Annotated in this window: 12 protein-coding genes; 7 read left to right on the top strand and 5 right to left on the bottom strand. The window is 42.5% G+C overall.

Annotation, left to right across the window (positions count from 1 at the left end; all coding sequences use genetic code 11):
- Window positions 1–328: 328 nt before the first annotated feature.
- From ACGHAV_RS15770 to ACGHAV_RS15750, 5 genes are all read left to right on the top strand, one after another.
- Window positions 329–1,222 carry a hypothetical protein gene (locus ACGHAV_RS15770; protein WP_390382774.1) on the top strand — a complete coding sequence of 298 codons (894 nt, stop codon included), beginning with the start codon at window positions 329–331 and terminating at the stop codon, window positions 1,220–1,222.
- Window positions 1,222–2,178: a hypothetical protein gene (locus ACGHAV_RS15765; RefSeq protein WP_390382771.1), complete on the top strand. Its 957-nt coding sequence runs from the start codon at window positions 1,222–1,224 to the stop codon at window positions 2,176–2,178. Before ACGHAV_RS15770 ends, ACGHAV_RS15765 begins: the two co-directional genes overlap by 1 nt.
- Before the next feature lie 189 nt (window positions 2,179–2,367).
- Entirely contained in the window at window positions 2,368–2,991 is a 624-nt protein-coding gene (gene udk / locus ACGHAV_RS15760; protein ID WP_334016128.1) for a uridine kinase, read from the top strand.
- A 12-nt stretch (window positions 2,992–3,003) separates the two neighbouring features.
- Window positions 3,004–4,215 carry a NupC/NupG family nucleoside CNT transporter gene (locus tag ACGHAV_RS15755; RefSeq protein WP_390382768.1) on the top strand — a complete coding sequence of 404 codons (1,212 nt, stop codon included), beginning with the start codon at window positions 3,004–3,006 and terminating at the stop codon, window positions 4,213–4,215.
- 169 nt (window positions 4,216–4,384) lie between these two features.
- The gene (locus tag ACGHAV_RS15750) at window positions 4,385–5,224 is read left to right on the top strand and encodes a 2OG-Fe(II) oxygenase family protein (protein ID WP_390382765.1); all 840 of its coding nucleotides are present in this window, start codon (window positions 4,385–4,387) and stop codon (window positions 5,222–5,224) included.
- A gap of 91 nt (window positions 5,225–5,315) precedes the next feature.
- On the opposite strand, the gene ACGHAV_RS15745 is transcribed toward ACGHAV_RS15750, so the two are convergent.
- Window positions 5,316–6,476: a tetratricopeptide repeat protein gene (locus tag ACGHAV_RS15745; protein ID WP_390382762.1), complete on the bottom strand. Its 1,161-nt coding sequence runs from the start codon at window positions 6,474–6,476 to the stop codon at window positions 5,316–5,318.
- A gap of 230 nt (window positions 6,477–6,706) precedes the next feature.
- On the opposite strand from ACGHAV_RS15745, the gene ACGHAV_RS15740 reads away from it, so the two are divergent.
- Together ACGHAV_RS15740 and ACGHAV_RS15735 are read left to right on the top strand one after the other, a co-directional pair.
- On the top strand, window positions 6,707–7,210 hold the full coding sequence (locus tag ACGHAV_RS15740) for a fasciclin domain-containing protein (protein WP_390382760.1): 504 nt from the start codon (window positions 6,707–6,709) through the stop codon (window positions 7,208–7,210).
- Between the two features lie 292 nt (window positions 7,211–7,502).
- On the top strand, window positions 7,503–8,483 hold the full coding sequence (locus tag ACGHAV_RS15735; protein WP_390382758.1) for a diguanylate cyclase: 981 nt from the start codon (window positions 7,503–7,505) through the stop codon (window positions 8,481–8,483).
- 49 nt (window positions 8,484–8,532) lie between these two features.
- On the opposite strand, the gene ACGHAV_RS15730 is transcribed toward ACGHAV_RS15735, so the two are convergent.
- From ACGHAV_RS15730 to ACGHAV_RS15715, 4 genes are all read right to left on the bottom strand, one after another.
- Window positions 8,533–9,213 (bottom strand): exonuclease domain-containing protein, encoded by a 681-nt coding sequence (locus ACGHAV_RS15730; RefSeq protein WP_390382754.1) that lies wholly within the window; start codon window positions 9,211–9,213, stop codon window positions 8,533–8,535.
- A 17-nt stretch (window positions 9,214–9,230) separates the two neighbouring features.
- Window positions 9,231–11,060 carry a putative nucleotidyltransferase substrate binding domain-containing protein gene (locus tag ACGHAV_RS15725; RefSeq protein ID WP_390382751.1) on the bottom strand — a complete coding sequence of 610 codons (1,830 nt, stop codon included), beginning with the start codon at window positions 11,058–11,060 and terminating at the stop codon, window positions 9,231–9,233.
- Between the two features lie 88 nt (window positions 11,061–11,148).
- Complete coding sequence (locus tag ACGHAV_RS15720; protein ID WP_390382748.1) at window positions 11,149–12,855, bottom strand: sodium:solute symporter family protein; 1,707 nt, start codon at window positions 12,853–12,855, stop codon at window positions 11,149–11,151.
- A gap of 3 nt (window positions 12,856–12,858) precedes the next feature.
- Window positions 12,859–13,125, bottom strand: coding sequence for a DUF4212 domain-containing protein (locus tag ACGHAV_RS15715; protein ID WP_334016103.1), 267 nt, complete (start codon window positions 13,123–13,125; stop codon window positions 12,859–12,861).
- Window positions 13,126–13,160 lie beyond the last annotated feature (35 nt).

The raw sequence follows: 13,160 nt of genomic DNA, 5'->3' as shown, positions 1-13,160 counted from the left end.
TTTTCCCTTTCACAACTTTGCATAATTTTAGACCGCTGAGAATTCTCGTAAAGCTTCATGTCAAAATTATTACAATCTTACATTTTAATTTAACATTAACCGCCCATGGCAACTGACTTTGAGAAAAAATAATTGACCAAACGGTCAGGTTAATTTACTTGTTATTATTATCTTCAAGTCGCGGCAGATAACTGCTCCTATTCTTGACATGTAAAACACTAATAACCAGCGTTTAATAAAAATCAGGTTTACTTATAAAAAACCTATAAAAAACAACAATTTAAGCATTTAAAATAAATTTACCTATTGCAATAAATAAGTTTAACTGATGAAATCCCCACATAAATCGTTAATTCATTTGGTCGTTTTTTTGACGAATTTCAGAATTGTTGCTACCGGAAAGTGGATAATTTTTGTCATTGCACTGCTAATATGTGGTGTCGCAAACTTTTATCTAGATTCCGCAAATTATAGTGACATCACGCCACAAACTGGTCAATATTTAACCTGCAACACATCGTTACGCGGCAATGACGATGTTTTTTCCGTCTATGTAACTGACGGGCGCATTGCCCAAATGGCAAATGAGAAGTTATGTAGTAATGACATCATCAAGCGCCAATATGGCAAGGTTAAGGTGATCATTGGCCAAAGCGATTACGACACCTTTCGTTATATAAACCACGGCGTCGTTGATCTAGCGTTAGTTAAGAAGAATGTGGTTGATGCCTTTGGTGCAGATCAGATATACGGCTTAACGAAGATAGCTTCACATCCTGATTACAGCGCGTTTTTTATTGCGCTACGAGAGAAACCACGTTTAAACAAAGAATATTTATTGGGTAAACGCGTTGGATTGCTTGATTACCCTAGCAGCCGTTCCGGGCATATTGTGCCAAAAACAGTTATGCAGGGTTTAGGGCTTAGCGACGCTAACATTAATGTGGTGTATTACAGTTCGCATCAAGAGCTGCGAAACGCATTACTGGCGGGCGATGTTGATATAATTTCATCTTATTGGGCACAAGACGATAACAAACGATTTTCCCGCAACTATGCCACTCCCTTGCAGCAAAGTGTCAGCGGAATGCAGTGGTACTTGAAAATGCAAACGCAAAACACAGACCTATTTTGTGCCATGCAGTCTGTTGTTCACGACATTGCTATGGCGCATCCAAGACCCTACTACAAAACAATAAAACTAGAAGAAGGGTGTGAATAGTGCAAACGCCAAAAAAAGTGCTTTTCAAGTCTCCTATCGCTATTTTGTTGATCACTGTAGCGCTTGTTTTAACGTTTCAAGCAACAGCATTACTTTCGCAATACGTAAGTCACCAAGCGTCAATTCATAGCGCACTAGACAAAGTCGAACGAAGAATTAGCTTAGATAGCGCCTTTTTGGATGTGGGCAATGAAACGCTAAGTACCCCTGTAAACCAATTTGCAATTTATCGTTACTTAAATCGCCTGAATACAAGTCTTAAAGAAGAGGGCTACCCAATATTGGTAAGCAACATTCAAGGCATATTTTTAAGTCCTGAACAGTTGAGCGATTACCCTGTTGTAGTGACATCTACACTATCAAATGCAGAGCAAACCATTACTGTTGAAATGCGTAGTAAGGCCGCTGAAAGTTTTTTCGCGTTTAGTTGGATAGCATTAATAGCAGCACTGGCAGTAGCACCTTTTTTTGCGGTAACCAATCAACGCAGGTTGCGAAAGAAAGTAATAGAAGAAATATTACCACCTACTCCGAAGCTAATTATCAATCTTCAAGACAAAACCATTTCAAATGGCGTAGACGACAAAGTAGTTACACTGCAAAACAAACCATTGTGCTTTTATACCGCTTTGGTTAAGTACTGTATTGCCCACCCTAATGAATCGTTGCCGCCTCATAAAGATGTGCCTTCAGAACTCATGGCATTAGCCAATAAATGTTTCGGTCGCTTAATTGAGTTGGGGCATACAAAACGAAAGCGCCCAGACTTTAATGCAAATTTGGATAAAACACTTAGCGAGATACGTGCAGCGCTAGATGAAGTGTTTTGTTCATTTAATGATGAAAAAGAAAACTATTACCCTCCTAGAGCACAGGGGGAGGGCTCACGCTCGAAGCAACACTCTTATGCGTTGCCTCATATCACTATCGAGGATATAGAAATTATTGGCAATTAGTTAAAAACTGACCACTTGGAGAACTTTTCAGGATATTTTTGCTAGGAATATAAACCGCCTGCAATGCCTTGAAAATACGATAAAGTTCTAGCAAAGACCGATCCAAAATCAGATTACTTGTGAATATAACATTGATTCGCGAGGGCTAAACGCGTATCTTTGCACCAACAAAACCAGCTTTATAGTACTATGCAATCGCCATTAATTATTGCCATTTCTGGAGCTTCTGGCTCTGGGAAGTCTCTTTTTACAAAAAATTTATTCAACGGCTTTAGCGCTCAGGGTCGCCCTGTACAGGTGCTGCGTGAAGATCATTACTATCGCGCGCAAGACCACTTACCCATGGAGCAGCGTGAAAAAAACAATTACGACCACCCTAATGCTTTTGAGCACGAATTGTTAAAAGCGCATCTTCAGGCGCTGAGAGATGGTCAGCCAATAGATTATCCGCATTACTGCTATAAAACACACACTCGCCTTCCGGAAACAGAGCGCTTAAACCCTGCACCTGTTATTATTCTAGAAGGTATTATGTTGTTAGCGCGCACCGACTTGCTGCCGCTTTACGACGTGAAAATCTTCATTGATACGCCGCTTGATATTTGTCTTATGCGTCGAATGATGCGTGACCTAAAAGAGCGCGGTCGTACCATTGAATCTGTGGCTAAACAGTACGAAGAGACTGTGAAGCCCATGTACCACCAATTCATTGAACCTAGCCGCTTTACTGCCGACGTAGTAGTAACGCAAGGTGGTAAAAATCAAATTGCACTAGATGTGATCAAATCACACATTCAGCAAGCGCTTCTGTAAGGGAATTCATTTATGGTTAGTTTATTGGGCATCGCGCTCCTGTTGGCTATTGCCTTCGCATTGTCTTCTGCGAAACGCAGTATTAATTGGCGTACTGTTGGTGGCGCTTTTGCTATTCAGGCATTAGTGGGTGCTTTCGTCCTTTATTCAGAACCTGGAAAAGAAGTGTTGCTTGCTGCAACTCAATTTGTAGCGAATATCATTGCCTACAGCCAAGAAGGCATCAACTTCTTGTTTGGCCCTATTGGCGATAAATCTATTGCGTTTATTTTCGCTTTCAACGTGCTACCCGTAATTGTATTCTTTTCAGCCCTTATTGCGGTGCTTTACCACCTAAAAATAATGGGCGTTATCATCAAAGTAATTGGTGGGTTCTTGCAAAAAGCGCTTGGCACGAGTCGACCAGAGTCGATGTCGTCAGCGGCAAATATTTTTGTAGGTCAAACTGAAGCCCCACTAGTAGTTCGTCCTTTTATTCCTCATATGACGAGTTCTGAGCTTTTCGCCATTATGGTAGGTGGCTTGGCCTCTATTGCAGGCTCTGTTATGGCTGGTTATGCTGGCATGGGCGTCGAACTTAAATACCTACTAGCTGCCAGTTTCATGGCGGCTCCGGGTGGCTTACTAATGGCAAAAATCATGATGCCAGAGACCAGTACACCTAACGAAAACTTACATGAAGTAGACGCTGAAGACAGCGGCTACGCTAATGTATTTGACGCTGCCGCCAGTGGCGCAGCGTCAGGCATGCAGCTTGCGTTAAACGTAGGCGCCATGCTTCTTGCTTTCATAGCACTGATCGCTATGTTCAACGGCCTTGTTGGCTGGACAGCAGCGTTATTTGGCTATGAAAACGTAACGTTTGAAGGGATCCTGGGTTATGTGCTTCAACCTCTCGCATGGGCAATCGGCGTACCATGGGAGGAAGCGCAACTTGCAGGTAGCTTTATTGGACAGAAGATGGTGGTAAACGAGTTTGTTGCTTACCTGAGCTTCCTAGAAAACCAATCACAGCTATCTGAAGCATCTCAGGCCATTATCACCTTTGCACTTTGTGGTTTTGCAAACTTCTCTTCTATCGCAATTTTGATGGGTGGAATAGGCGCTTTAGCACCTACACGCAGAAAAGAGATTGCGCGACTGGGATTAAAAGCTGTTATTGCTGCAACGTTATCTAACTTAATGAGTGCCGCGCTAGCGGGCTTTTACCTCTCTCTCGGTTAAAATTTATTTAAACGGACCAATTGGTCTAGTTTTTACTGGACTAATTGGTCAACTTTCTGTAAATTACGCGCAAATTCGACGTGGGGTTGATTTATATCAATTGCCGCGACTTTTTTCTGTAGCCCGTCTACCTTTATAATGCCGCAGTCAAAATATACGGGATAAAGTTATGCAATTAGTAGCTGTTGATTACCAAGCGGAAAACGCTCAAGAAGAATTCGTGAAGTCACTTCGCGAGACAGGGTTTGGTGTGTTAAAGAATCACCCTATCCAGCAGTCATTGGTTCAAGGTATTTACGATAACTGGCAGGGCTTCTTTGACAGTGAAGAGAAGAACGATTACCTGTACAACAAAGGTAAGCAAGACGGCTTTTTCCCTCAGAGTGTATCTGAGGTAGCGAAAGGCTTTACGAAAAAAGATATTAAAGAATATTACCACTACTACCCTTGGGGACAGTGTCCAGAAGCGTTACTTCCGCAGATATCACAATATTATGCAGAAGCGAACACACTAGCCACTGAACTACTTGGGTGGATAGAAAAGCACTCTCCTGCTGAAGTAAGCGCGAAGTACAGCCAGCCACTTGGCGACATGATTAAAGATTCTGATCAAACGTTACTACGTATACTGCACTACCCGCCGCTTAAAGGTGACGAAGAGGTTGATGCAATCCGAGCTGCTGCTCACGAAGATATTAATTTAATTACTATCTTACCTGCGGCGAATGAGCCAGGCTTGCAAGTACAAGCACAAGACGGTAGTTGGTTAGAAGTACCATGCGATTTTGGTAACCTAATTGTGAACATTGGTGACATGCTTCAAGAGGCATCGGGTCATTACTTCCCATCAACTACTCATAGGGTTGTAAACCCAGACGGTGCAGATATGACGAAATCACGTATATCGCTGCCGCTATTCTTACACCCAAGACCAGATGTTGTTCTTTCAGAACGTCATACCGCAGGGTCATACCTGCAAGAGCGCCTTCGTGAGCTGGGCGTTATATAAATTAAGTTCCTTTTGTAGTGTTATTTTTGCCGCAGCTAGTCTGCGGCTTTTTTTGTTTAATGTTTGATAAAAAGCTGCTTTCACCAATACATTAATTGTTACTAGCAAGTGACGCTACTTTAGATGCATACCGCTGCTTTTCTTGGTCATTAGGAGAATGCCTCGATGCCCTTTCCAAGAAAGCCTGAGCTTTACTTACATCACCTAGTTCGTGATATGCCTTAGCTACACCAAACAAAATTTCGTGCCTTGTGTTATCAAGTCGCAATCCTTTTTGATAATGCACTAGCGCAATCTCGGCATTGCCCACCTCTAATGCCTGCTCACCTAGAATATAGTGATAAAATGGATTATTACGTCGACGAGTTTCTACCATTTCTTTTATTGTTGCTGCTTCTTGATGGCGATCTTGGTAATAGTACAAAATCGACAGATTTTCCCACGCCGTTAAATTATCCTCATTGAGTGAGAGCGCATGCTTATAGGCTCTCTCAGATTGTTCATAAGCATCAACCATTCTATAAAGCACACCTAAGTTCACCCAACTTTGCTGGTGAAGAGGGTCTATTTCAGCGGCGGCCTTGAAATAGCTGTATGCTTTTGTGTAACTATTAGCAACCAGTGCGTCTGCGCCTTTATTGTTGTAAAACATCGACAGGACGGTGTTTTTGGAAACCGAGACTCTTGGAAACTGATCACGCAACATTTGAGGGTCGAAATCGACATCGGCCCAACGGGAACCTACAGAGGTAATAAGCGGGTCTTCGGGAACGGAAACGCGCAAATTAATGTGCCCATTCAACATGCTATAACCCGATTGGCGAGTCCAGTATTCAGGTATTTTCACCTCGTAAAATGTTGCTTCTAGCCCAGCATGCTCCGCAAGCGCAAAGGTCATAATAGACAGTGACAAGCAGTTTGCAGTGCGATTGTTAAATGTGGTGTTTGCAACAGTATTTGCTGTTGTTAAATACCGCATACCTTTATCTGAACGGTCAAAAATAGCCTTTACCAAGCCCTTTACATTCTTTTCAGTAATGCTCTTTTCAAGCACAGCGCGTTCAGCAAACCGCTGAGCATCTTCATCCAAAAAGAATACGGCATCTGCCGACTCTACGGAATAGTAGTGATGAGATGGAAAAAGAGAATCATCTAGGAGTTGGGGAGTTACACGTGTTTGTATTTGAGCCGTAGATTTGCATCCACAAATTATCAAGATAGTGAGAACGGTGAATAATACGCGAGCTTTCATAAGCATTACCTCTTGTCACCCGACAGTATAAAATATAGCCAATCAAAACCATTCTCACATTTTTTTAACGTTTTCGGTGCAGGTCGATCTTTATTACAGCTAGTTTGTCTTTACTAATCGCTGTTACAGAAAGTTAATCATCACTTTCCAACATAACCGCGTAACAACTCACATCAAACATTTCGCAGTACGTTTGATTCCATCAATCTCACACTACTAAAGGTAACGTTATGCGTAAAATTTTAAGTATGATCTTTGTTCTATGTTTTAGCAGCACTGTGCTGGCGGGTAGCCACAAGATGTCTGAGCAAAAAGACATTGTTGACACTGCCGCTGGCATCGATATGTTTTCAACATTGGTGGCTGCTGTCAAAGCTGCTGATTTAGTTGATACGTTAAAGAGCGATGGTCCATTTACCGTCTTTGCTCCAACTAATGAAGCATTTGCTGCGTTACCTGCAGGTACCGTTGACATGCTGTTACAGCCAGAGAACAAAGACAAACTAGTTAAGGTGCTCACTTACCACGTAGTGAGTGGAAAAGTAAAAGCAAAGCAAGCAATGAGCTTGTCTTCAGCGACCACCGTAGAAGGCGGTGATATTGCTATCTCATCAAAAATGAATCACGTGATGATAAACAACGCAAAAGTAGTAAAGGCAGATGTAATGACAACCAACGGTGTTATTCACGTTATCGACAAAGTACTGCTGCCTAATGTGTTAGCCAGTAACTAATTTTAAGATCCTATCCAATCGTAGGCGTGTATATAGGTAAAGTCTTATTTGTATATACGCTTGCACTTTTTGATTTATCGAACATTATTGATGCTCGTAAATCAAAACTCTTCGCGTTTTAGAGCATTACCGCTTCGGTTAAGTTAAAAGAAGCTAGTCACTACGTTCGACCAAATTTGGAGCAAATAAGACGACAACATGTTTAAATAATAGACTTTAGGCTAATGTATTTATTTACCAAGGAGACTATTCTTAGTGGTTATGGCGCTTGAATTTATTCTAAGGCAATACCGTGTACATTGAACATGTTGGCGATAGAACACTCAAGGATTGTCATGTTCTTATTGTTGACGACCAATCAAGCACACGACTTGTTCTTGAAACTTTGCTAGAAGATACCGTCCAATGTATTTCGGTAGGTTCGGGTAGCGAAGCGATTTCTTATTGTGAAGACAACAGCCCTGATCTAATTTTAATGGACGTATCAATGCCTGACCTCGACGGTCATGCTACCACCGCTATACTTCGAAAAAAACCAGCCTCTGCGAATATCCCCATTATGTTTGTAACATCATCGTCTACAGATGAAGATGAGTCGAGATGTTGGGAGTCAGGCTGTATCGATTTTATCGTAAAGCCCGTTAATGCGTGCACTTTGCGAAATCGTGTGAAATCACATCTTATGCACAAGCTACGTAATGATTTACTCGAACGATTGATTTATGTAGACAAATTAACAGGCGCATACAACCGTCATTATTTAGATGATTATCTCCCAAACCTTGTTCGTGAAGGGCTTAGAAACGTAACGCCTTTGTGCTTGGTAATGTTCGACGTAGACCACTTCAAATTATTCAATGACATGTATGGCCACCTTGAAGGTGACAGTTGTCTTTGGAAAGTAAGCAGAACAATAAGCGATGCGTTGTTAAGGCCAATGGACAAATTAATTCGTATAGGTGGTGAAGAGTTTTTAGTTGTTTTACCGAATACCGACTTAGATGGCGCTATAAAGGTTACCAAACGGTTACTCGAGATAGTGTTCAACGCTGGTATTCCCCATGCTTCATCTGAACACGACCGGGTAACGCTCAGCGCAGGCATTGCATTGAAGACCGCCACCGATAATAAGTCGATCGAAGCGGTAATGTTAGAGGCAGATAAGAACCTTTACCATTCAAAAGAAGCAGGAAGAAACTGTGTCACGCCCTCTACCTCTCGCAGGCAGAAAAACATTGCTGATATAAATGCCATAGTAAAACAAGCTCAATAAACAGGCTAAACTTAAAGCCATCAGCCCCCATTGCTGCGTTATTACACTACTACCCAAGCGTAAAGCGACCTACTGCCCCTGTATGCTTTAACACCTTCAACGTTTCATGTTTTTGCACACCTAATTCTGACAACTGTGCAAAGAGTAGCGACATTGTAGCCATCGCATCATCTAAAGCGTTATGTTCTACAAAGCTTGGAAGACCAAGCCGTTCACAGCATTCTAAAAGCGTAGCACAGTGCGAAGGTAACACTTGATGCTGCTTGCTAAGTTGATAAACCGCAAGCTTAAGCGTATCAATATACATCACCTCAGTTTTAGGTAAGTCCAGTGACACAAATGCATTATGCAATGCAGCCAAGTCTAAGCTAGCGTTATGAAACACTAAAATTGACTCGTGTAGCCTGGGCAATAACGCATTTAAGGCATCAGGCAGCGTTACTCCGTTATTTAACGCCTCTTCTGTCAAACCGTGAATAACAGGGCTTTGCCCTAAATCCGCAGTGGTTTTTACAAGATAATAGTCACTGGTCGACAAATCTACAACGCCATTGCTTCCTGTCACGTAACCTACTGAAGTAATTTGCGTTACTTTTTGATCAAGAGACGTAAGCTCAAAATCAATAGCCGTAAACTGTAAGTTTTGAAATTGATAGGTGTTTAATAAGGCATTACGCGAGGGTGCAAAAGTAAACACATTCTCTAGCGCGTTAAAAAGGGCTTTAATCATACTTTTCTAATTGCCTTCTAAGCTACGCCGCCTGAAAACTTCATTATCATTGCTTGGTTAGTTCTTTCTATTGCTTTAAAAGCGGCTTTTAACTGATGTTTTTCAATAGACGATAAACTACTGACCGACACACGATTGTCAGTAACCTTGTTTTCCAGTTGATGCCGCCAGCGAATACGATTTAAAAAAAGCCAAATATCTTTTAAGTTATCTGCGTCTTTGCGCGACAGCTGAGAGTGTTCACTTAAATTTTCTAATCGTGCCAATGTACCAGGAATCACCAGACCATCGGCTAGAGCATAAATGCGTGCAATGTTGTTAACCAGAGCCACAGCGCGTTTTTTTAAATCGATGCTGTCTTTAATTGGGTGATGCTTTTCATAGGTAAAACGTTGAAAGGTAGATAATGGCACTGCAACATCGTTACTATGCCGTGCAAGCGCCGCTAAAAACATTTTCTGTTGAAGTAGAGGTGCACGTCGTTTTTGAAGCAATTTCAGTAAGCTAATGTCACCCGCGGCGCAGCGTACATCAAGAAAAATATTGAAATGCATAATGGCTTCTTTAGTGGGTGACTTTACCCATTGCTGCGCTTCAGTGACGGCGTCGTCTACTGATAAGCGCAATGCATCGTTACTGGCCATAATGTTGCCATTACACAGTTTGATGCCACACTTCGCAAGCCCTCTACAAACGTATGACGCCATACTAGCAAAGTATTGCGCTTGCGCTTCGTCTGGCTTGCTAGCCAGTAACAAACCGTTGTCTTGATCGGAACCCATGGTTTGGTCCTCTCTGGCTTGCGAGCCATATACTAGCCATGCAAACATCATTGGTGCTTTACCATGCTCTTGCTGAAAAAAGCCAATGAGCTTGCGCGTCATAATATCGGTAGCCTGCGACAAAATTTTCCCAGCAATATCAAAATCACCTGCGCGTTTGGCATGAACGGAAAAATAATGCGGCAGTTGCCACGACAATCGCGTGAGTTCGTACAAGTTTTCAGCTTTTGAAAGCTCACCAATAATAAAAAGAACGTTTCCTCTTTGATGGCGAATGATATCGCTGGCAGTAACCATTCCAAGAGGATTATTTGAAACATGATCGATAATAGGTAGATGGTGGATATTTTTCTCTGTCATCAATGCCATGGCATCGAACAAGGTTCTATTACCATTAATTTGTGCAGGGTTAGCCGTCATAATGTGGCTCACTGCTTGTTGAGTATTTAATGCTTTTGCCACCACTCGTGAACGCAAATCTCGATCGGTAACAATGCCTACTACTTTATTGTTTTGAGTTATTAGTAACGACGACACCTTTTCTTTAGTCATTAAACTGGCGGCATCTGAAATAGTGGTTTGGGCCTCGGTTGACACCGGTGCCTTGTTAATGACCTCAGTCAAATTCTTGTATAACCACATGGAATTGCTGTCTGACATTGCAGTGCTCTGCAAAGCATTATTCAGCAGGCCTTTAAAGAAATTGCCGATGGCAGGTTTGGATAAAAGAGGTAGAACCGATTTAGCATTAAAGCAATAAACCAAACCAGGGCTTTCTACTGTAACGGTGAGTGCAATCGGACGATTTTCGACAATTGATGGGTAGCCAAAATAGTCACCTTCACTTAAATGCCTTATTGTGTCCTGCCCATCTAATACCGAAAACTGCCCGCTTTGAATAAGGTAAAGCCGCGGCCCTGCTTCGTTTATGTTACTAGCAAGTTCATTGGTTAGATAAAGCAGTTCTGCATTTTTTATAAGCGCTGTTCGCTCATCCACGCTTAAGGTGTCGAAAGGAGCAGAGCTAGCAATAAAGTCGTCTACTTGTTTTGCTATAGCACTCATACCTGCTCTCCTTTTAAAATTGAAAAACCAACCTACTCGCTAAGCGAATAGGTTGGCTGTACTTCCATATTATTCGTTGTGTAAACGCTTAGTGTGCAGATGCTTCACCAGCGCCTTTCGGATAACGAATACTTTCAACTAGCTCTTGGATTTCCTCTGGTGCTTCATCGGTTACCTTGAACACTAGGAACGCTACTACAAAGTTAACTACCATACCAAGAGTACCGATACCTTCAGGCGATACGCCGAACCACCAGTTTTCTGGCGTGTTCGCCGCAGGGTTAACAAACTTGAAGTAAATAATATAGGTAGCTGTGAAAGCAAGACCTGAAATCATGCCTGAAATAGCGCCTTTATCATTCATACGTTTGCTAAAGATACCCATGATAATTGCTGGGAAGAAGCTAGATGCCGCTAAGCCGAAGGCAAAGGCAACCACCTGCGCAACAAACCCCGGCGGATTAATACCAAAGTAACCTGCAATAACAATGGCCACACCTGCTGCCAGTCGTGCATACATTAACTCTGCTTTATCGGTAATATTCGGCATGAAGTTTCGCTTCAACAAGTCGTGCGACACGGAGGTTGAAATTACCAGTAACAGGCCTGCAGAGGTAGACAGCGCAGCCGCTACACCACCTGCGGCAACCAGCGCAATTACCCAAGCAGGTAGATTCGCAATCTCTGGGTTTGCTAATACCATAATGTCGCGGTCAACTTTCATTTCGTTGCGCTCATCGCCCGAATAGAACATCTTTCCATCGCCATTCTTATCTTCAAAACCGATAAGACCCGTTTGTTCCCAGTTCTTAATCCACGATGGCGCTTCAGCATAGCTTGTGCCCGTCATTTCAGAACCATTGATGGTCTCAATCATGTTAACGCGAGCAAATGCAGCTAGAGATGGCGCTGTAGTATAAAGAAGTGCGATAAATGCCAGCGCATAACCTGCTGATTTACGCGCATCAGCAACTTTAGGCACAGTGAAGAAACGAACGATAACGTGAGGAAGACCTGCAGTACCTACCATAAGCGCGAAGGTAATGAAGAATACGTCGATAGTTGATTTTGTGCCCGACGTATATTCGTTAAAGCCCAACTCTACCGAGAGCATATCCAGCTTCTGGAGCATGTACATTCCCGACCCATCGGCTAGCGTGGCACCAAAGCCAGTTTGCGGAAGAATATGACCTGTTACCATAATTGAGATGAACACGGCTGGAACGATATAAGCAAAAATTAGTACGCAGTATTGCGCTACCTGTGTATAAGTAATGCCCTTCATACCACCTAGTACCGTGTAGAAGAACACGATAACCATACCAATAACAACACCTGCAACAATATCAACTTCCAAGAAGCGACTGAACACAACACCTACACCACGCATTTGACCCGCAACATAGGTAAAGCACACGAAAATTGCGCAGAATACCGCAACAGTACGCGCGGTTTGTGAGTAGTAACGATCGCCAATAAAGTCAGGTACCGTGAATTTACCGAATTTACGTAAATAAGGTGCAAGACAAAGCGCAAGCAATACATAGCCACCGGTCCAGCCCATTAGGTAAACAGCACCGTCATACCCCATAAACGAGATAAGACCTGCCATAGAGATAAACGATGCCGCTGACATCCAGTCGGCTGCAGTAGCCATACCGTTCATTACCGGAGGCACACCGCCACCCGCGACATAAAAGTCATTCGTTGAGCCAGCTCGTGCCCAAATAGCAATTGCAATGTATAGTGCAAACGATGCACCAACAATAATAAATGTGAGTGTTTGAACGTCCATGGTTTACTCCTCGTCTACACCGTAGCGTTTATCCATGGCGTTCATTTTTGCCATATAGACAAAAATCAAAGCAACGAACACGTAAATGGCGCCTTGCTGTGCAAACCAAAAGCCCAGCTTAAAGCCAAAGAATTGAATTTCGTTTAGTGCATCGACAAACAGTATGCCGGCACCAAATGATACGACGAACCAAACGACTAAAAGCTTGAAGAGCAGTGAGAGGTTCTCACTCCAATATGCTTTTTTGTCTTCTTCGTTTCTAAATGCCATTGTTTCACCCTCATGTCAGGTTAACTAATTGTTAT

Origin of the sequence: Alteromonas sp. MTD1 (assembly GCF_042848195.1) — a bacterium.
In the GTDB taxonomy this organism is placed as follows: Bacteria; Pseudomonadota; Gammaproteobacteria; order Enterobacterales; family Alteromonadaceae; genus Alteromonas.
This window is presented reverse-complemented; position numbering and strand designations above follow the sequence as displayed.

Coding starts and splice junctions, on each gene's coding strand:
- ACGHAV_RS15715 (WP_334016103.1), bottom strand. CDS start 13,125: ATGGCATTTAGAAACGAAGAAGACAAAAAAGCATATTGGAGTGAGAAC.
- ACGHAV_RS15725 (WP_390382751.1), bottom strand. CDS start 11,060: ATGAGTGCTATAGCAAAACAAGTAGACGACTTTATTGCTAGCTCTGCT.
- ACGHAV_RS15720 (WP_390382748.1), bottom strand. CDS start 12,855: ATGGACGTTCAAACACTCACATTTATTATTGTTGGTGCATCGTTTGCA.
- ACGHAV_RS15750 (WP_390382765.1), top strand. CDS start 4,385: ATGCAATTAGTAGCTGTTGATTACCAAGCGGAAAACGCTCAAGAAGAA.
- ACGHAV_RS15740 (WP_390382760.1), top strand. CDS start 6,707: ATGCGTAAAATTTTAAGTATGATCTTTGTTCTATGTTTTAGCAGCACT.
- ACGHAV_RS15730 (WP_390382754.1), bottom strand. CDS start 9,213: ATGATTAAAGCCCTTTTTAACGCGCTAGAGAATGTGTTTACTTTTGCA.
- ACGHAV_RS15745 (WP_390382762.1), bottom strand. CDS start 6,476: ATGAAAGCTCGCGTATTATTCACCGTTCTCACTATCTTGATAATTTGT.
- udk (WP_334016128.1), top strand. CDS start 2,368: ATGCAATCGCCATTAATTATTGCCATTTCTGGAGCTTCTGGCTCTGGG.
- ACGHAV_RS15755 (WP_390382768.1), top strand. CDS start 3,004: ATGGTTAGTTTATTGGGCATCGCGCTCCTGTTGGCTATTGCCTTCGCA.
- ACGHAV_RS15770 (WP_390382774.1), top strand. CDS start 329: ATGAAATCCCCACATAAATCGTTAATTCATTTGGTCGTTTTTTTGACG.